The organism is Rubellimicrobium arenae (assembly GCF_017916275.1).
Classification (GTDB): domain Bacteria; phylum Pseudomonadota; class Alphaproteobacteria; order Rhodobacterales; family Rhodobacteraceae; genus Rubellimicrobium; species Rubellimicrobium arenae.
Genome location: NZ_JAFMST010000003.1, coordinates 262,386 through 280,788, shown reverse-complemented (window position 1 = coordinate 280,788; position 18,403 = coordinate 262,386). Strand labels below are relative to the sequence as shown.

General features: G+C 71.5%; 23 protein-coding genes. 3 read left to right on the top strand and 20 right to left on the bottom strand.

Translation table 11 applies throughout. From position 1 onward, the window contains the following. Positions 1-8: 8 nt before the first annotated feature. The 20 genes from J3P31_RS06125 to fabD all read right to left on the bottom strand — a co-directional run bounded on the left by J3P31_RS06125 (position 9) and on the right by fabD (position 16,922). A complete protein-coding gene (locus tag J3P31_RS06125; protein ID WP_210527519.1) occupies positions 9-659 on the bottom strand; it encodes an RcGTA-type gene transfer agent tail tape measure protein in 651 nt (216 codons plus the stop codon). 2 nt (positions 660-661) lie between these two features. Further along, entirely contained in the window at positions 662-862 is a 201-nt protein-coding gene (locus J3P31_RS06120; RefSeq protein WP_210527518.1) for a rcc01693 family protein, read from the bottom strand. Continuing rightward, positions 859-1,173, bottom strand: a complete 315-nt coding sequence (locus J3P31_RS06115; protein ID WP_210527683.1) for a gene transfer agent family protein — start codon at positions 1,171-1,173, stop codon at positions 859-861. The genes J3P31_RS06120 and J3P31_RS06115 overlap by 4 nt, the downstream gene beginning before the upstream one ends. After that, entirely contained in the window at positions 1,173-1,589 is a 417-nt protein-coding gene (locus J3P31_RS06110) for a phage major tail protein, TP901-1 family (protein WP_210527517.1), read from the bottom strand. The genes J3P31_RS06115 and J3P31_RS06110 overlap by 1 nt, the downstream gene beginning before the upstream one ends. A 12-nt stretch (positions 1,590-1,601) precedes the next feature. After that, positions 1,602-2,027 (bottom strand): DUF3168 domain-containing protein, encoded by a 426-nt coding sequence (locus tag J3P31_RS06105; protein WP_210527516.1) that lies wholly within the window; start codon positions 2,025-2,027, stop codon positions 1,602-1,604. After that, entirely contained in the window at positions 2,024-2,362 is a 339-nt protein-coding gene (locus tag J3P31_RS06100; protein ID WP_210527515.1) for a head-tail adaptor protein, read from the bottom strand. The genes J3P31_RS06105 and J3P31_RS06100 overlap by 4 nt, the downstream gene beginning before the upstream one ends. Further along, entirely contained in the window at positions 2,359-2,955 is a 597-nt protein-coding gene (locus J3P31_RS06095; RefSeq protein WP_210527514.1) for a head-tail connector protein, read from the bottom strand. The genes J3P31_RS06100 and J3P31_RS06095 overlap by 4 nt, the downstream gene beginning before the upstream one ends. Before the next feature lie 63 nt (positions 2,956-3,018). After that, entirely contained in the window at positions 3,019-4,203 is a 1,185-nt protein-coding gene (locus J3P31_RS06090; protein ID WP_210527513.1) for a phage major capsid protein, read from the bottom strand. 35 nt (positions 4,204-4,238) lie between these two features. Next, complete coding sequence (locus J3P31_RS06085) at positions 4,239-4,784, bottom strand: HK97 family phage prohead protease (RefSeq protein ID WP_210527512.1); 546 nt, start codon at positions 4,782-4,784, stop codon at positions 4,239-4,241. Beyond that, positions 4,781-4,999 (bottom strand): GTA head formation protein, RCAP_rcc01685 family, encoded by a 219-nt coding sequence (locus J3P31_RS06080; protein WP_210527511.1) that lies wholly within the window; start codon positions 4,997-4,999, stop codon positions 4,781-4,783. Before J3P31_RS06080 ends, J3P31_RS06085 begins: the two co-directional genes overlap by 4 nt. Beyond that, positions 4,989-6,194: a phage portal protein gene (locus tag J3P31_RS06075; protein ID WP_210527510.1), complete on the bottom strand. Its 1,206-nt coding sequence runs from the start codon at positions 6,192-6,194 to the stop codon at positions 4,989-4,991. Before J3P31_RS06075 ends, J3P31_RS06080 begins: the two co-directional genes overlap by 11 nt. Positions 6,195-6,308: 114 nt before the next feature. Continuing rightward, positions 6,309-7,736: a DNA-packaging protein gene (locus J3P31_RS06070; RefSeq protein WP_210527509.1), complete on the bottom strand. Its 1,428-nt coding sequence runs from the start codon at positions 7,734-7,736 to the stop codon at positions 6,309-6,311. Next, the gene (locus tag J3P31_RS06065; protein ID WP_210527508.1) at positions 7,729-8,064 is read right to left on the bottom strand and encodes a hypothetical protein; all 336 of its coding nucleotides are present in this window, start codon (positions 8,062-8,064) and stop codon (positions 7,729-7,731) included. Before J3P31_RS06065 ends, J3P31_RS06070 begins: the two co-directional genes overlap by 8 nt. A gap of 221 nt (positions 8,065-8,285) precedes the next feature. Beyond that, positions 8,286-9,491: an endolytic transglycosylase MltG gene (gene mltG, locus J3P31_RS06060; protein ID WP_210527507.1), complete on the bottom strand. Its 1,206-nt coding sequence runs from the start codon at positions 9,489-9,491 to the stop codon at positions 8,286-8,288. 16 nt (positions 9,492-9,507) lie between these two features. Next, positions 9,508-10,767: a beta-ketoacyl-ACP synthase II gene (gene fabF / locus J3P31_RS06055; RefSeq protein ID WP_210527506.1), complete on the bottom strand. Its 1,260-nt coding sequence runs from the start codon at positions 10,765-10,767 to the stop codon at positions 9,508-9,510. Between the two features lie 104 nt (positions 10,768-10,871). Continuing rightward, positions 10,872-13,514, bottom strand: coding sequence for an AMP-binding protein (locus J3P31_RS06050; protein WP_210527505.1), 2,643 nt, complete (start codon positions 13,512-13,514; stop codon positions 10,872-10,874). A 202-nt stretch (positions 13,515-13,716) separates the two neighbouring features. Then, the gene (locus tag J3P31_RS06045; protein ID WP_210527504.1) at positions 13,717-14,631 is read right to left on the bottom strand and encodes an arginase family protein; all 915 of its coding nucleotides are present in this window, start codon (positions 14,629-14,631) and stop codon (positions 13,717-13,719) included. A gap of 159 nt (positions 14,632-14,790) precedes the next feature. Then, positions 14,791-15,024, bottom strand: a complete 234-nt coding sequence (locus J3P31_RS06040; protein ID WP_086450334.1) for an acyl carrier protein — start codon at positions 15,022-15,024, stop codon at positions 14,791-14,793. Positions 15,025-15,229: 205 nt separating this feature from the next. Beyond that, entirely contained in the window at positions 15,230-15,967 is a 738-nt protein-coding gene (fabG, locus tag J3P31_RS06035; RefSeq protein ID WP_210527503.1) for a 3-oxoacyl-[acyl-carrier-protein] reductase, read from the bottom strand. Between the two features lie 13 nt (positions 15,968-15,980). Then, positions 15,981-16,922 (bottom strand): ACP S-malonyltransferase, encoded by a 942-nt coding sequence (gene fabD / locus J3P31_RS06030; protein WP_210527502.1) that lies wholly within the window; start codon positions 16,920-16,922, stop codon positions 15,981-15,983. Positions 16,923-17,145: 223 nt separating this feature from the next. Here fabD and rpsF point away from each other — a divergent pair, with 223 nt between their 5' ends. Genes rpsF through rplI form a run of 3 tightly spaced genes read left to right on the top strand, consistent with a single transcriptional unit; the run spans position 17,146 to position 18,399 of the window. Continuing rightward, entirely contained in the window at positions 17,146-17,571 is a 426-nt protein-coding gene (gene rpsF / locus J3P31_RS06025) for a 30S ribosomal protein S6 (RefSeq protein ID WP_210527501.1), read from the top strand. Positions 17,572-17,591: 20 nt separating this feature from the next. Then, the gene (rpsR, locus tag J3P31_RS06020) at positions 17,592-17,819 is read left to right on the top strand and encodes a 30S ribosomal protein S18 (RefSeq protein WP_037279554.1); all 228 of its coding nucleotides are present in this window, start codon (positions 17,592-17,594) and stop codon (positions 17,817-17,819) included. 10 nt (positions 17,820-17,829) lie between these two features. Next, positions 17,830-18,399, top strand: a complete 570-nt coding sequence (gene rplI, locus J3P31_RS06015) for a 50S ribosomal protein L9 (protein ID WP_210527500.1) — start codon at positions 17,830-17,832, stop codon at positions 18,397-18,399. The last annotated feature ends 4 nt before the right edge of the window (positions 18,400-18,403 follow it).

Here is an 18,403-nt window from a genome sequence, read left to right as displayed (position 1 = left end):
GGATGTCCTCAGCGGTTGCGGGCCCCGCGCCCGAGCAGCCGGGCCATCTCGGCCGCGATCTGACCCTGGGAGCGGCGGAAGCCCGCGACATCGGGGGTGGAGATGTTGATGGTGACCTGCGGCCCGCGCGAGCCGCCCTCGGCCCGGACGCCCAGGCGCCCGTCCGCCCCCCGGGTGAGGGGCATGATCGCCTCGGGCCCGGCTTCGCCCATCAGGCCGGTCGCCCCCCGCATCGGGAAGGGCGTCGCCTGCGAGATGACGCCGCCCCGGGCGAAGGGCATCACGCGGCCCTGGCTGAAGGGCGCGCCGCTGGCGAAGGGCATGAGGTTCGACACGACGCCGTTGAGCCCCTGGGCGAGCATCCCGCCCAGCCGGTCGGACACGGGCTTCATGGCGGAGCGGTAGACGGTGTCGACCATCGCCTTGCCGACGTGCCCCAGCGCCTGGGACAGGCGGTCGCCATCGATCACGAGGCCGTCGATGGCGCGGCGCAGCCCGCCGGCAAAGCCCCGTTCGATCGCACCGAAGTCGCGCGTCGTGTCCTCGAGCGAATCCCGGACGCGGGACAGCTCGGCCGAGAAGGCGGCGGCGACCCGGCCCGCGTCCCCGAGGCGGGTCTCGAGGCCGCCCACCTCCTCGTCGAAGTCGAACAGGCTCATGGTCATGCTCCGGTGGCAGGGGTGTCGGGATGCGCTGCGGCGAGCGCGAGGAAGCGGGCGCGGCCCATGGGCGCGGACTGGTCGCCAAGGCCCAGCATCAGCGACAGCTCGGCGGGGGTGAGATCCCAGAAGTCGCGCGGGAACAGGCGGAGGACCTGGAGCCCCGCGCGCAGCAGCGCGGGCCAGTCGAGGGCGGGGCTCATGCGGGCACCGCGAAGGCGCGGGCCAGGAGCTCGGCCGCGGTGCGGACGGCCCCCAGGGGACCGCCGGCTATCTCGGAGGCCAGGAGGTCGGCGGCGGTGATCCGCCAGCCGCCCCCGCGCAGGCCTGCAACAAGGAGGGCCATCACCTCGCGGGAGGAGATGTCGCCGGATTCGAAGCGGCCCACGAGCGCGACAAGGGTGTCGTCGCCCAGCCCCGCCTCCAGCTCGGCCAGCGCGCCGAGCGTCAGGCGGGCGGTCCGCGGGATGCCGTCGACCATGACCTCCACCTCTCCGGCATGGGGGTTCGCCATCATGCCAGCCCCGCGAAGCTGATGGCCCCCGCCGAAGCGAGCGAGACCTCGAAGGTCGCCTCGCCGTCATGGGTGCCCGCGTATTCGATCGAGCCGATCTGGAACGCGCCCTGGAGGATCCCGAAGCTCGGGATGACGACCTGGCACGAGGGATGCTCCCCCGCGAAGAAGAGCGCGCGCATCCGGGCGTCCGAGGCGGCGTCCTTGAAGACGCCGTTCCCCGAGAGCGCCGCCGACCGCAGGCCCGCGCCCGCCAGCAATTCGCGCCAGCCGCCGGGGGAGTCGAGGGAGGTCACGTCCACGGTCTCGGCGTTGAGCGAGATGCGCGTGGCGCGCAGGCCCGCGACGGTCTCGAACTGGCCTTGGCCGTTCATGTCGATCTTGATGAGGAGGTCCTTGCCGGCTTGGGCAGCCATGATGAGGGGTCCTTATGGGTTGGAGGTCGCGTCGTCCTCGACGCGGAGACGGAAGATGAGGTCGATCTGGCGCGTCTCGCCCGCACCCTTCCGGAGGGCCTGCGCCCGCAGGAAGCGGAGCCAGACGACCCGGCCACGGTCGAGCGCGAGATCAGGGCCGAGCATCGCGTCGGACACCGCGGCTGCGGCGGCCTTGGCGGCCGAGAAGCCCGCCCCGTCGCAGACGACGGACACGGCCACGTCGTGCTCGGTCCCACGCCCGGTCTGGTCCGAGCGGTCCCGGGCGACCTCGGGCCCCAGCGCGACATAGAGCGTCGGCAGGAAGCCCGGCGGCACCTGGTCGTAGACGTCGTCGCCGACCAGCGCCCGGAGCGCCGCGTCCGAGGTCAGGCGCCGGAAGATCGCGGCCTGGATTCCCTGAGCGAGGGCGTAGGTCACAGCGCGGCCTCCTCGTGGGACAGGCAGAGCAGGAAGCGGCCGCCGAGGTCGGATTCGTTGACCGAGTCGATCGCGTAGATCCGGGCTCCGTCGCGGAAGCGCTGGCCCGCCACGGGGCGGGACGGGGCGCCCACCGGCGCGCCGCGCAGCGTGATCCGCAACGGAAGACGCGCCTCGGCCAGCCCGGGCTGGGCCGTGACGCGGGGGGTCCCGGGCGCGACCTCGGCCCAAAGGGCGCCAAGGGCGGTCCAGCCGCGGGTGAAGCCGCCCGCGCCGTCCGGCTGCCGGGTCGGCGCCTTGAGGATGAGCCTGCGGCTGAGGCGCGGCGCGGTCATGGACGCTCTCCCGACAGGCGGATCGGCCGGTAGCGCTCGATGAGGGCGGTGACGCCGAAGGGCATGCAGCCGGCGCCGAATGCCGTCTCGTGGCGGTAGTCGTGGTAATGGGCGGCAAGCAGCATGACCGCCTGGGCCAGGTCGGCGGGGACCGCGTCCCACGACGGCCCGAAGCCGGCTTCGAAGGCGATGCGGGCCTGCCCCCCGGTCGGGATGGACGGCAGCAGGCCGCCCAGGGCGCCAAGGCAGGGGCGCTGGGCATCCTGGTCGAGCCGGAAGCCGGCCAGGGAGACCGGCGTCCCGGTCCCGTCGGGCGCGACCAGGGTGAACGAGGTGACCGCCGCCACCGGCGCGACCATCAGGGGCTGCCGGTCGGGGAAGCGCCAGCTCGCGACCGACAGGGCAAAGCCGCGCCGCAGCAGGGCCTTGCCGGTGCGCCCCTCGACCGCCGCGATGGCGGCCCGCAGGAAGCCGGCCAGAAGGGTGTCCTGCACGTCGTCGTCCGAGAACCCCGTCCCGAGGCGCAGGTGCTCCTTCAGGCGGGCGACAGGAAGCGCGGCGTCGGGCACCTCCGTCAATTCGACCAGATTCATCGCGAAACCTTTCGCTCACAGGGCTGGGTCGGGGCCGCCCGGATGGACGGCCCCGGCGGAGGCTCAGCTCGCCGCGAACTTGAGGAGCTTGATGGCCGCGAAGTCCGTGACGCCGCCGCCCACGCGCTTGGTCGCGTAGAAGAGGACGTGGGGCTTGGCGCTGTAGGGGTCGCGCAGGACGCGGAGGTCGGGGCGCTCGGCGATGGTGTAGCCGGACTCGAAGTCGCCGAAGGCGATCGAGAAGGAGCTGGCGGCGATGTCGGGCATGTCCTCGCAGATCAGGACCTTGTAGCCCATCAGCCGCGCCGGCTCGCCCGCCACCATGCCGTCCGACCACAGGAAGCGGCCGTCCGAGTCCTTGAGCTTGCGGAGCACGCCGGTAGTGCGCGAGTTCATCACGAAGGTGGCGCGGGCCCGGTACTGGGCGGGGAGCGCGTAGACCAGGTCCACGAGCGGGTCGATCGAGGTCAGCGCGCCGGCCCCGCCGCTTGCCACGTAGCCGAGGTTGCCCCAGGTCCAGCCGCTGTTGGCGACGGCCGGGTAGCTCAGGACGCCCTTGGGCTTGTCCACGCCGTTGCCCGACACGAAGGCCGCCGATTCGGAGCGGGCGAACTTCTCGGCGATGCGGCCGGCGAGCCAGGTCTCCACATCGAAGGCCGCGTCATCGAGGAGCCGCTGCGACGCCTTGGGCTGGGCGGCGAGCTCGTAGAGCGGGATGTTGATCTTCTCGAGGATGCCGGTCGAGGATTCGGCGGCGGCGCCCGTCTCGGTGGCCCATCCGGCGCTGACCTCGCCCCGGTCGATCAGGATGTCGAGGCTGCCGTTCTCGACGGCGACGACGCTGGCGATGGACCGGATCGAGGCGGTGGACACGAGGATCTGGCGGATGGATTCGGCCGCCTGGGGCGACACGAGCACGCCGCCGTCGGCGGCGACGGCGCTGGACATCGCCTTGCCCTCATAGGCCAGGGACCGGAAGCCCGCGTCGTCCCCCGAGCGGACATAGGCGTCGAAGGCCTTCTGGTGGGGCGCCTCGAGGCCGGCCTGGGCGGCGAGCATGGGGCGGTGGGCGGCGTGGGTCATCTTGCGGTCGAGCTTGGTCATGCGATCCTCGTGGTGTTGCAGCCGGGTGGAAACTTCGGCGGTGAAGGAATTGAACTCGTTCAGGAAAGCGCCCATGGCGGCCTTCACTTCGTGGGTCGGGGACAGATCTTCCCCGTCCCGGGAATAGATCTCGGGGTCGGTCATGGTTGGTCCTTTCGGTCGGGGTTGGAGGTTGGGCGTCAGCCCATGAGGCGGGCGCGGGCCTGGGCCATCGCCGCCGTCATGTCGTGCAAGAGCACGGCCGGCGCGCCCTTGGCCGCGAGGCGCGCCTCGCGGAGCATCGGGAAGGTCACGAGCGACACCTCCCAGAGATCGACCTCGGCCAGGTGCCGCCGGCCGCGGCTGTCCTTGGTCGAGCGGAGCGTCCGGTAGCCGATGGAAAGGCCATCGATGGCTCCGGCGCGGATCAGGGCAGCGGCCTCGCGGCCCCGGGCGACCTCGGGGAGGATGCGACCGCGCACCCAAAGGCCGCGGGAGTCCTCGTGAACCGTGTCCCAGATCCCGATGGGTTCGGACGGGTCGTGCTGCCAGAGCATCTTGACGGAGTTGCCGCCCTGGACGAGCCGCCTGAGGGACGCGGCGTAGGCGCCGGGCTCCACGATGTCGCCGCCCTGGTCCTCGGCGCCGAACAGCGAGGCATAGCCTTCGATGCGCGTGCCATCCGAGCCGACGGCGATCCCCGTCAGGGGCTGGGTGAACTTGCGTTCCATGGTCAGGTCCTTCATGGCAGGTGCCCCAGGATCGACTGGACCGTTTGGGCCAGGATCACGGCCACCACCCCGTAGACGGTGAGCCAGAGGCGTTTCTCGAGACGCTCCATCATGCTTTCGATCTTTTCGAGCGCGGTGTTGAGCTGGGCGAACTGGAGCTCGGCCAGCCGTTCCTGCGACTCGATCCGGAGACCGGGGGCGCAAAGGAAGGAGCGGGGTTCATGGCCCATCGGGGGCCTCCAGGCGCGGGAGCCCAAGAAGCTGCCGCTTCTCGGACTGGGTGAGGAAGGCCGCGGCGGCGATGCGGCGCCACTGGGCCTCGCGCTCGGCGGCGAGCGCCGGGATCTGGTCGAGGTCGGGCGACAGGGTGATCCGCTCGCCGGTGAAGTCGGACAGCCAGTCGCTGATCGCCGAGGCGACCCGCGTGGCAAGCGGCAGCACCGTGAGCCGGTAGAAGGCGCGGTTGGCCTCCTGGTAGTTGGCGTAGGTCGCGTCGCCGGGGATGCCGAGGATCATCGGCGGCACGCCGAAGGCGACGGCGATCTCGCGGGCGGCGGCCTCCTTGGTCTTCTGGAACTCCATGTCCGATGGCGAAAAGCCCATGGGCTTCCAGTCGAGGCCGCCCTCGAGCAGCATCGGGCGGCCGGCGTTGCGCGCGCCCTGATGCTGGGTTTCCATCTCGGCCAGGAGCCGGTCGAACTGGTCCTGCGACATCGTCGCGCCGTTCGGGCCATTGTAGACGATGGCGCCCGAGGGGCGGGCGGCGTTCTCGAGGAGCGCGAGGCTCCAGCGGGAGGCGCCGTTGTGCACCTCGATGGCGCTGGCGGCCGCCTGGAGCGCGCTCAGGCCGTAATGGTCGTCCTGCGGATGGAAGCTCTTGACGTGGCAGATGGCGGAGGTGTCGCCCACCGCGAACCGATGGCGGCGCGCGCCCACGATGTAGTCGTAGGCCACCGGCCAGCCGTCGTCGCCCGGGACCACGGCCATGCGGTCCGAGCGCAGGACGTGAAGCTCCTGCGGGAGACCCTCCTCGCCCACGGCTTCGACGAAGCCGTTGCCGGTCAGGAGAAGCTGGCCGTAGAGCGCCTCGAGCAGCTCCGCCCGGCCCTGGGCGGGGTTCGGGCGCGCCATGAGGTCGAGCACCGGATGCTCGCTGTAGCGCTGGCGCGCGTCCTGCAGGACCAGGGGCAGCGCGGCGGCGGCCTCGGCGATGAGGCGGACCGCGCGGAAGCCCACCGGGTTGCGGGCAAAGCCGGCCTGCGTGAGCTGGGCCGTGTCGCGGGGGGCGACGACCGCGCGGCCCGCCACCCCCGGCAGGGGGATCAGCCGACCCGCGGCCGAGGCCTTGACCTCGGGCACGGCGGCGGGGACCGGAACGGCCCCGGCTGGGGTCCCCATGTCCTTTCGTTTCAGGAAGTCGAACATCTGTTTCCTTCTCCTCGGGCCGGGTTCGCGGTCCGTGCGATTGAATTTGCCAAGAGTTGGTTAATGAGGTCCGACAGCACCGAACGGTGGGTGCGGCCGGACGCAACGCCCCTGTCAGAGGCCCCGAATCCGGGGATCCCGGCGCTGGGCCGAGGGGGCAAGGATGGAGTCGTGGACCGCCCAGACCAGCGCATCGAGGCGGTCGGGCGAGCCTTTCCCGCGATAGCCGGTCACGGTCATGCGGGTCATTTGGTCCTCGAGCAGGCGCAGGTCGGCGCCGGCCAGGTGATGGACGCGGCCCTGTTCATAAAGGGCGGCGACGGGTTCGGCGCGGATCCCCTTGCCTTCCCGCGCATGAACGCGCGTGACCGGGAGGTTGGGGTCGATCTGGCGCAGGATCGTCTCGACCATGGCGCCGCCCTGGTTGACCTCGGCGATCACACGGGACGCGCCGTGACGGCGGCTGGCCTGCACGACCGCACGGCCCCATTCGTCCGGCGAGGCGCCCTGGACGGTGGCATCCTCCAAGACGAAGGCGCGCCAGTCCTTCACCTCGCCCCGGGTGACGGCGCCGACGACGACGATCCCCGTCGAATCGGAGGACTTGCCGGTCGACACGGCCGGGTCCACGGCCACGACCACGCGGTCGAACCGGGGGGCGAAGGCCGCGCGCGCCGCGTCGATCAGGGCCGGGGTCCAGAGCGCCCCGTCCACGTCGTCCATCAGGACGCCATCGAGCTCCTGCCGTCCCAGGCGCGTGCCGCCGTAAAGGCGCTGCACCTCGTCGAGGAAGCCGGGGGCGAGGTTGGCCCGATTGGCACGGGTCGGCGCATGGGTCGTGACCGTGCCCGGCCGGTCGAGCAGCGCGAGCAGCGCGGGCGCGCTCCGGGGCGTGGTGGTGACGACGCAGCGCGGGTCCGTCCCGAGCCGGAGCGCGAACTGGAGCTGGTCCCAGGTCTCCTCGCCCTTCTTCCACTTGGCCAGCTCGTCCGCCCAGGCGGCGTCGAACTGCGGGCCGCGCAGCGCCTCGGGCTCGTGGGCCGAGAAGAGCTGGGCGGTGGCGCCGTTCGGCCATTCGAGCATCCGCCGCGTGGCGTGCCAGTGCGGGCGACGGTCGGGCGGGGAACAGGCCATGATGCCCGAATCCCCGAAGACCATGACCTCGCGCGCCTGGTCGAGCGTTTCGGCCAGCAGGGCCACGCGGCGGGCGCGGCCGGCGTCGCGGGGGCGCGGCCCCTCGACCATGGAGCGGACCCATTCCGAGCCCGCGCGCGTCTTGCCCGCGCCACGGCCGCCCAGGATCACCCAGGTCCGCCAGTCGCCCTGGGGCGGAAGCTGGTGGGGGTGCGCCCAGAAGTCGAACAGGAAGGGCAGGCCCGCGACCTCGCGGTCGGAAAAGCCCTGGAGCGTGTAGCGGACGAGGTCCGGGTCCTGCCGGGCCAGCCAGCCCGCGCCATAGGGCGTGGGCGCCGCGTCGCGGGGGTCCGGGGCGCCGGAGGTCGACGGCCCGGGGGAACAGGTGCGGTCGGGGGCGTCATGCATCCTCGCAGCACTCCCTCAGCCGGGCGAGCCGGCAGGCCAGCTCCTCCCGCAGGGTGTCGAAGTCGATCTCGCAGGCGTTCGTCACGCCCGAGTGCCGTTCGTGCCAGGCGTTGTACTTCTCCTCGGCCTCGAAGGCCCGCTTGAGGGCGGTCTCGAGCTCGGACTGCTTGAGGCCGATGTCCTTGAGGAGGCCCGGCTCGTCGTCGCTGACGCGGTCGAGGAGGTCCGACAGGGTGCGCCGGACGGACCGGAGCAGCGTGAGGGCGTCGCGGAAGTTGAGCTCGATATCCTCCTGCGTCAGGAGGGTGGAGCCGCGCGATCGGGTCATGGTGGGTGGCCTTTCCTGCTCTTGTTGTTGACGCGGCCGGGGAAGGTCCCGGTCGTGAACCCAAGGTGCAGGAAAAGAGCGAACGATTGGTTGGAGCACCGCGCGCCGGGGTTAAGGCCGGATGACGGCATCGGTCGGTGCGGGCCGGGTCCGCGCAACGGCGGAGCCCGGGCCGGGCCGTTGCCCCCACGCCTGGGAGGGGCCGGCGGGAGCCCTCCCCGTTACTGGGAGGTGTCGGCGGGCTCGCCCTCGCTGGCCTGGCGGGCCTCGATCTCGCGCCAGCGCGCGACGTTGGCGTTGTGCTCGTCGAGGGTGCTGGCGAAGGCGTGGCCGCCCGTGCCGTTCGCGACGAAGTACAGATAGTCCGTGTCGGCGGGCGCGAGCGCGGCCTCGATGGCGGCGCGGCCGGGGTTGGCGATGGGACCGGCGGGCAGCCCGTTCACGACATAAGTGTTGTAGAGCACGTCGCCGTGGAGCTGCCGTTCGGTGGCGCCGTCGATGTCGGACTGGCGGATCGGCCGATCGAGCAGCCCCGCCCCGCGCGTGATGCCGTAGATGATCGTCGGGTCGAACTGCAGCCGCATGCCGTCGCGCAGCCGGTTCACGAGCACCGAGGCCACGAGGGGCCGTTCCTCGGCGACGCCCGTCTCCTTTTCCACGATGGAGGCGAGGGTGAGCGCCTGCTCGGGCGTGTCGAAGGGGAGATCCTGGGCGCGGTTCGCCCAGGCCTCGGCCAGGATGCCCTCCTGCGCGGCGCGCATCTGCCCCAGGAGGCCGGCCACGTCGTCGCCGGGCGCCACGGCGTAGCTGTTGGGCGCGAGCATCCCTTCGGGCGGAATCTCGGCGACGTCGCCGTCGAGAACGTCGATGGCGTTCAGGGCCTGCACGACCTGCCAGCTCGTGACGCCCTCGGCGACGACGACGCGGTAGGTGGTGTCGGCCTCGGCGCGGACGGCGGCGTAGTCCTCGGGGATGGGGGCGCTGGCCAGCGGCTCGAACTCGGCGCGCTGGACGTAGTCGCCGGTCGCCGGGTCGAGGTCGCGGACCTGCGCCAGCGTGCGGTTCACGCCGATCCGGTAGACGACCTCGGTCCCGCAGGTGGACGCGCCGCCCCCGGTCACGATGTCGGTGATCTGGCGCATCGAGGCGCGTTCGGGGATCAGGAAGCTCCCCTGCTTCAGGTCACCGGCCCGGTCGGTGTAGTCCGCGCCCATGCGGAAGATCGAGGGCGAGGAGATCGCCCCCTTGTCCGCGAGATCCTGGCTGACGGCGCGCAGGCTCGCCCCCGAGGGAACCCGCAGGCAGATCGGTTCGGGCAGCGGCCCTTCGGCCGAGTATTCGTTGACCCCCCAGGTGATGAGGCCCGCGATCAGGAACAGCGCGACCGTGAAGAAGGTCAGCGCGTTCGCGGCGATGTGGCGCCACATCACGCGACCCCGAGGATCACGGAGCCGCCCCGAGCACGAGCGAGGCGTTGGTGCCGCCGAAGCCGAAGGAGTTGTTGACGGCGACCTTCACCTCGCGGTGGCGGGCCTGGTTCGGGGCGAGGTCCACCGGCGTCTCGACGGCGGGGGTGTCGAGGTTGATCGTCGGCGGGCAGATCTGGTCGCGCAGCGCCAGGATCGAGAAGATCGACTCGATCGCGCCCGCCGCCCCCAGGAGGTGCCCGGTCATCGACTTGGTCGAGGACATCGTGACTTTGGAGGCCGCGTTGCCCATGAGCCGCTCCACGGCGGCGAGCTCGATGACGTCGGCCATCGTGCTGGTGCCGTGGGCGTTGATGTAGTCGATGTCGGCGGGCGCCAGCCGGGCGTCCTCGAGCGCCATGCGCATCGCCCGCTCGGCCCCGTCGCCGTCCTCGGAGGGGGCGGTGATGTGGTGGGCGTCGCCGGACAGGCCGTAGCCCAGCACCTCGGCGTAGATCTTGGCGCCGCGGGCGCGGGCGTGCTCCAGCTCCTCGAGGACGACGATGCCCGAGCCTTCGCCCATCACGAAGCCGTCGCGGTCGATGTCATAGGGGCGGGACGCCCTGGTCGGGTCGTCCTTGCGCTTGGTGGACAGGGCCTTGCAGGCGTTGAAGCCGGCGATCCCGATCTCGCAGATGGCGGCCTCGGCCCCGCCGGCGACCATGACGTCCGCCGCGCCATACTTGATGAGACGGGCGGCGTCGCCCAGCGCATGCGCGCCCGTCGAGCAGGCCGTCACGACCGAGTGGTTCGGCCCCTTGAAGCCGTAGCGGATGGAGACCTGGCCCGAGATCAGGTTGATCAGCGCGCCCGGGATGAAGAAGGGAGAGACGCGGCGCGGCCCCTTTTCCTTGATGAGGAGGGTCGTGGCCTCGATGCTTTTCAGGCCGCCGATGCCGGACCCGATCAGGACGCCGGTGCGGGCGCGGTCCTCGTCGGTCTGGGGAACCCAGCCCGAATCCTCGACGGCCTGCTGCGCGGCGGCGATGCCGTACAGGATGAAGTCGTCGATCTTCCGCTGGTCCTTGGGCTCGAGGTACTTGTCGGGGTTGAACGTCCCCTGGGTCCCGTCGCCGCGCTTGACCTCGCAGGCGTAGTCGGTGGCGAGCTGGGAGGCGTCGAACTGCTTGATGGTGTCCGCCCCGGACTGGCCGGCCAGCAGACGCCGCCAGGTTTCCTCGACCCCATCGGCCAAGGGGGTCACGAGCCCGAGCCCGGTCACGACGACACGACGCATCCGCTGTCCTCCCGCAGATTGTGCGGGCTGGTCATACAGATGGGGCGAGGGCTGCGCAACGGGGGCGGGCGCCGAGGACGGCCCCCGTTGCGCCTTTGGACCGCTCAGGGGTGGCTGTGGCGCGGCGGCCGGGTCCAGACCGGCCGGGGCAGCCGTTCCAGCCAGTCGAAGCCGGCCTTGGCCAGGGCGCCCAGCGCAAAGGACAGGACCAGCGCGAACACCAGCCGCGGGAGGTCGCCCACCGGCAGCCGCGACGCCACGCTGACCACGATCACGTGGAGCAGGTAGACGAAGAGCGTGACCGAGGCGAGCTGCTGGAGCAGACGCGCCACGAGCCGGGGCGCCGGGATGGAGGGGCTCCAGGCCAGGAGGAGGATGGCCCCGGCAAGGACGATGCGCGGCCCCGGCGCGCCGTTCAGGCTTGCGACCGCCAGCCAGAGCGCCACCCCGGCCAGGAGCGTGGCGACCCGCTGCACGGGCGTCCGGGCGGATTGCAGCATCCAGCCCAGCAGGACCACCGGAAGGCAGACCAGGATGTCGCGGGCGGCGTGATGGGGCACGGGCAGGCTCTCCAGCCCCTGGCCGCCCAGGACGGCGATCCCGGTCCCGAGCACCCCGATCGCGACGGCGTAGGCCAGCCCCACCGAGGCCCAGGCCCGCCGCGCGAGCCCGCGCCGCACGGGCGGAAGAAGAGAGGCGAGCCCGACGACCAGCACGACCTGGGTGTAAAGGCTGACGAACCAGTAGGGCTCGAGCGCCGAGGATTCGGTCCAGACATGGTAGTTGCCCAGCAGGGCCATGTAGCTGTCCGGCACGCCGCCATGGAGCCCCGCATAGGCGGCTGTCAGGACGGCGTAGAGCGGCAGGATCGGATAAAGCATCCGTTGCCCGAAGCGCAGCGCCTCGCCGTTGCGGAGCAGGTCCGTCTGGAAGCGGCCCAGCGTGAAGCCCATCAGGAGGAGGAGCGCCCAGGTCCCGCCGAACAGCGGGTAGTCCGTGGCGTGCTGCCCCACGACCATCGAAATCGCCCCGAGCCGGAGCGGCACGTCGATGCCGATCCGGGACCGGCCCGGCTTGGGGGTTCCCTGCGTGGCGAGGCGTTCGAGATCCCCGAGCGGCATCCGCTCCCAGCCGTCCGGGGCCGCGCCCAGCCGCTGCTCGAGCTCGAGCTGCATCTCGAGGTAGCTGAGCGAGTCGCCCCCGAGCGAGACGAAGCTGTCCGCGGGTCCGACCTCGGGGGAACGGGTGGCCTGCCGCAGGACGTCGGCAAGGCTGGTGTCGGGCCGCTTCTGCGGGCGTGCCGCCTCGCGCGCCAGAAGGTCGGCCGCGTGACGCACGAGCGCCCGCTGGTCGACCTTGCCGGACGGCAGGAGCGGCGTCTCGGCAAGGTGGCCGGCATGGACCTGCGCGATCGGGATCCCATAGGTCCGCGCCACCGCCGAGCGGGCGGCCTGGCCCTGGTCGGCCCGGGCGTGGAGCAGCACGAGCCGGTCGTCGGACGCCACGGCGCGGGCGGCGATGCCCTCGCGTTCGAGCAGGGCCTCGATCTGGTCGAGGCTGAGGCGCAGGCCGAAGAGCTTCACGAAGCGCTTGCTGCGCCCCACGATGCGGAACAGCCCCGAGGCGGTCCGTTCGGCCAGGTCGCCGGTGCGAAGCTCGGTCACCTCCTTGCCGCGCGACAGGTCCTCGCGCCGCTCGGCGTAGCCCATCATGACGTTGGGGCCTTCGTAGACCAGCTCGCCCTGCCGGCCGGGGGCCGTGATCTCGGCGCCGTCCTCGCCCAGGATGCGGAGCCGCCCGCCGGGGATGGCCCGGCCGATGGTGTCGGCGGCCTCGGGCAGGAGCTCGGGCGGGACATAGGCGATGCGCGGGGCGGCCTCGGTCTGGCCGTACATGATGACCAGATCCCAGCCGGACTGGCGGCCCAGGTCGCGCACCCGCCGCGCGAGGTCGGGGCCGAGCCGCCCGCCCGCCTGCGTGACGTACCGCAGGCTGGGAAGGTGCAGCCGCGCGAAGTGGCCCGCGTCGAGCAGCTCGAACTGGTGGGGCACGAAGGCCAGGCTGGTGACGCCGGTCGCGCGGCAGGTGGCCCAGAACTCCGGCGCGGCGACGGAGTCCTCGGTGAGGACCAGCGCCGCCCCGGCCGCCAGATGCGAGTTCAGCACCGACAGCCCGTAGGAGTAGAAGAGCGGCAACGTGGTCGCGGCCCGGTCGGTGGCGCGGATGGCCAGGTAGTCCGCGATCGCCCGGGCGTTGGAGTCGATGTTGAGGGCGGACAGCCGCACGAGCTTGGGGTCGCCGGTGCTGCCCGAGGTGGACAGCAGCAGCTTGAGGTCGGGGTGCGCGGCAACGCCCGACGGCGTGCCTGCTGCCTGGAGGTCGAAGCGCCCGCCCCGGCGGCCCAGGACGATCTCGGGCGCGTAGATGCGCGAGATCGGGCCGGGCTGCGCGAGCTGGCCGGGTTCGATCACGAGGAGCGGGCAGCCGGAGCGCAGGGCCCCCACATAGGCGGCGATCGCCTCGACCGAGGTCTCGAATTCGAGGGCCACGAGGGCGGCGGATTCCGGCCCGGAGGCGGCAACGATCCGCTCGCGCCAGAGGTCGGCCCGGGCGGAAAGGTCATCGTAGGTGACGATCTCCGCGCCATCCACGCCGGGGACGATCAAGGCGCTCGATGCGGCGAAGGCGGCTGGGAACGTCCAGAAGGCAGCGTGCGGCGCCAGCCCTTCCGATGCCTGGTCCTGCATTTTGGTCCGCATTGTCCGTGCCTTACCTGCTGAAGTTCAGAAGGTGCGCAGCGGGCGGCTCGCAGAGCGTCGGGATGACAATCGTCAAAAGGAACCAGGCTGCACGTCGTATCCAAGGCTATGGCAGCGCCAAGCCGACCGGACAATCCCACGAACCGTGCGATATCGTGGTTAACTGTTTCTTAATAATGCACGGACGGGGCTAGGCGCGGGACAGCAGCCCCAGCACCGCGGCGACCAACTGCGCGGCGGTCATGGCGCCAAGTCCGTCCACGTCGCGGGACGGCATGAACTCCACCAGGTCCATGGCCCGCAGCCGCGCCTTGCGGTGAACCCCCCGCACGATCGCCAGCGCCTGGTTGTAGGACAGCCCGCCGGCCGTGCGGCCGATCACGCCGGGCATGATCGACGGGTCGAGCGCGTCGCAGTCGAAGCAGATCACCACCTGCGCGCCCGGGGGCACGAGGTCCAGCGCCTCGGCCACCGGGTCGGGGCGGGAGGCGGGAACGAACTGGACGCCCCAGCGCAGGGCATCCTCCACGTCGGAGGGCCGGGCCGAGCCCATGCCGCGCTGGCCGACCTGGATGATCCGTTCGACCTGCGGCATCTCGGAGGCGCGCCGCATGGTCGAGGACAGGCCCCAACGCTCGCCCTCGACCTCGTCGCGCCAGTCGATATGGGCGTCGATCTGGAGGATGGTCAGCGGCCCCTGCCCTTCGAACGCCTGGAGCATGGGAATCGGCAGGGAATCGTCGCCGCCCAGGAGCACCGGCACCGCGCCCTGCGCCAGCACCTGGGCCACCATGTCGCGGATCAAAACCCGGTTGCCCGTCGGATCATCCTCGCGCACGGGGAGGTCGCCCGCGTCGGCGGGATGGCGGTCCCCGAAGGCCGGGGCGTCGATGTCGAAGTTATGATGGGCCAGCGACCCCGCGAAGTCCCCCGAGGCCGCGCGGATCGCGGCGGGGCCGCCCGCGCAATAGAAGCCCACCGAGGGATAGGGGGTGCAGCCGTCCGCGCCGATCAGCACGGCCGGGGCGGCCCCCCGGTCCCAGCCGGGCAGCCCCATGAAGGTGGCGGCGTCCTTTGCCCCGAACATCGTGCCCAGCGTCGCCATCCCTGTCCCCCTGTCCTGAACCCGGGGGACAGTCGGGCCGCGAGGTCCGGAGCGCAAGGGGCCGAGTGACCTACGACGGCGGGACCGGCGGGGACAGCAGACAACGAAAAGGGCGGCGCCCCCGGAGGAGCGCCGCCCTTTCATGCACGTCCGAGCCGGTTACTGGGCTTCGGAGATGAACTTGACCGCGTCGCCGAAGGTTTGGATGGTTTCGGCGGCGTCGTCGGGGATCTCGATCCCGAACTCTTCTTCGAACGCCATGACCAGCTCGACGGTGTCGAGCGAGTCAGCGCCCAGGTCGTCGATGAAGGAGGCGTTCTCGGTCACCTTCTCCTCTTCGACACCAAGGTGCTCCACAACGATCTTGCGCACGCGATCGGCGACGTCGCTCATAGAAAGTCCTCTCGTCCTGGGCCGCGGCCCGTCTGTCAAACTGGTCAGCCCTGCAAATCCGGAACCCTTGTCCGGGTTCCCTTTGCCGAGCCACGGGCACGGCGCGCGAGGAGCGTACCGGCCAGTGTCGGGGCGGGTCATAGCAGAGATTTGAACGGTGGCAAACGCTTTCGCCCCGCCAGCGGGGACGCGATGCCGATCCGGTTCAGATCATCGCCATGCCGCCGTTCACGTGCAGCGTGGCCCCGGTGACGTAGCCCGCCTCGGGGCTGGCGAGGTACAGCACGGCGGCGGCGATCTCCTCCGGGGTGCCCATCCGGCCGGCGGGGACCTGGGTGAGGATGGCCGACTTCTGGTCGTCGTTGAGCTTGTCCGTCATCGCGGTGGTGATGAAGCCCGGGGCCACGCAGTTCACCGTGATGCCGCGGCCCGCGAATTCGGCGGCCAGGGCCTTGGACATCCCGACCATGCCCGCCTTGGCGGCGGCGTAGTTGGCCTGCCCCGCGTTGCCGGTCGCGCCCACGACCGAGGAGATGTTGACGACCCGGCCCCAGCGCGCCTTCATCATGCCGCGGATCACGCCCTTGGTCAGGCGGGCGACCGAGGTGAGGTTGACCGCGATGACCTTGTCCCAGTCGTCGTCCGACATGCGGATGAACAGGTTGTCGCGGGTGATGCCGGCGTTGTTCACCAGGATGTCGACCGAGCCCATCGCCGCCGCGGCCTGCCCAGGGAGCGCCGCCAGCGCCTCGCTGTTCGACAGGTCGCAGGGCAGGACATGGGCGCGGTCGCCCAGCTCGGCCGCGAGGGCCTCGAGCGGTTCGGTCCGGGTGCCGGACAGGCCGACCGTGGCCCCTGCCCCATGGAGCGCCTTGGCGATGGCGCCGCCCAGACCGCCCGAGGCGCCGGTGACGAGGGCGGTCTTGCCGGTGAGGTCGAACATGGCGGTGGGTCCTTTATGCATTGAGCGAGGCGGCCGCGGCGCGGGCCTCGTCGGGGGTGCCGATGTTGCGCACGGCGATGCCGGGCGCGGTGCGGCGGATCATCCCGGACAGCGCCTTGCCGGCGCCGATCTCCCAGGTCTCGGTGACGCCCGCCTCGGCGAGCCAGGCGACCGACTCGCGCCAGCGGACCGAGCCCGTGACCTGCCGCACCAGGAGGTCGCGGATCGCCGCGCCGTCCTGCACCGGGCCGGCGACCACGTTGGCGACCAGCGGCACCTGCGGGTCGCGGATCTCCACACCGGCAAGGGCCTGGGCCATGGCGTCGGCCGCGGGCTGCATGAGGGTGGAGTGGAAGGGGGCGCTCACCGGCAGGAGAAGGGCCCGCTTGGCCCCCCGCCCCTTGGCGATGGTCACGGCGCGCTCCACGGCCTTGCGGGTGCCGGACACGACGACCTGGGCGGGATCGTTGTCGTTGGCGGCCTGGCAGACGCCACCCTGGGCCTGCGCCTCCTCGGCGACGGCGATCGCCGCATCAAGGTCGAGCCCGAGCAGGGCGGCCATGGCCCCCTCGCCGACCGGCACGGCCGCCTGCATGGCCTCGCCCCGGAGGCGGAGGAGGCGCGCGGCGTCGGACAGTCCGATGGCTCCGGCGGCGCAAAGGGCGGAATACTCGCCCAGGCTGTGGCCCGCGACATAGGCGGCGGCGGTCACGCCGATCCCTTCGGATTCGAGGGCGCGGAGCGCTGCGAGGGAGGTCGCCATCAGCGCGGGCTGGGCGTTGCGGGTGAGCTGGAGCGTCTCGGCGTCGCCGTCCCAGATCAGGCCGGACAGGGATTCGCCCAGCGCCTCGTCCACCTCGGCGAAGACGGCGGCGGCGGCGGGGTAAGCCTCGGCCAGGGCCTTGCCCATGCCGATGGCCTGAGCCCCCTGCCCCGGAAACACGAAGGCGCGCATGGCCTTTCCCTCCCTCACGAAATCGCGCGCAGTCTTAGGCGGTGCGCCGCAGCGGGGCAAGGCGGGCGCTGCGGCGGCGCAGGCGGACCCTTGCGCCGGGGCGGCGCATCTGTATAAGGCCCCATCCTTCCGCGAAGCCCTTGAAACCGGCGCAGCCTCTCGTGGGACGGGCGCGGAAGGCAAGCCCCCTCCCTATGAAGTGCGCAGCTAGTCAGGAGTGAGCATGCCGCTTTACGAGCATGTGTTCATCGCCCGTCAGGACCTGTCGAACGCACAGGCCGAGGCGCTGATCGAGCATTTCGGGACCGTCCTCGCCGACAACGGCGGCAAGGTCGTGACCAACGAATACTGGGGCGTCAAGACGATGTCCTACAAGATCAACAAGAACCGCAAGGGCCACTACGCCTACCTGCGCTCGGACGCCCCCGCCGCGGCCGTCACGGAGATGGAGCGCCTGATGCGCCTCCATGAGGACGTGATGCGCGTGCTGACGGTCAAGGTCGAAAAGCACGACGACGGCCCCTCGGTGCAGATGCAGAAGCGCGACGAGCGTGAGCGTGATGGACGCGGCGACCGGGGTGACCGGGGCGACCGTCCGCGCGACGACCGCCCGCGTGAAGACCGCGGCTTCGGCCGCGAGCGTCGTTGATCTCCAGGAGGACATGACAGATGGCCACCAAGCCCTTCTTCCGCCGCCGCAAGTCCGATCCGTTCGAGGGCAAGGACGCCCCGGCGATCGACTACAAGGACACGCGCCTGCTGCAGCGCTACATCTCCGAGCGGGGCAAGATCGTCCCCTCGCGCATCACCGCCGTCGGCGCCAAGAACCAGCGCAAGCTCGCCCAGGCGATCAAGCGCGCGCGGTTCCTGGCCCTGCTGCCCTACGCCGTGAAGTGAGGCCACTCCGATGCAAGTGATCCTTCTGGAACGCGTGGCCAAGCTTGGCCAGATGGGCGAGGTCGTCCGCGTCAAGGACGGCTACGCCCGCAACTTCCTCCTGCCGCAGGGCAAGGCGATGCGCGCCTCGGACGCGAACATTGCCAAGTTCGACCAGCAGAAGGCCCAGCTCGAGGCCCGCAACCTCGAGACCCGCGCCGAAGCGCAGTCGGCCGCGGACCGCCTGAACGGGCAGACCTTCGTGGTCATCCGCTCGGCCTCGGACGCCGGCGCGCTCTACGGCTCGGTCGGTCCCCGTGACGTGGCCGAGGCCGCGACCAATGGCGGGTTCTCGGTCGACAAGCGTCAGGTCATCCTGAACGCCCCGATCAAGGACCTGGGCATCCACACGGTCACCGTGCGCCTCCACCCCGAGGTGGATTCGGAGATCCGCGTGAACGTCGCCCGTTCCCCCGAGGAAGCCGAGCTTCAGGCCTCGGGCAAGTCGGTGCAGGAGCTTGCCGCCGAGGCGGAAGCTGCCGCCGAGTACGAGATCGGCCAGCTCTTCGACGATATCGGCGGGGCCGCCTCGGACGAATAAGTCC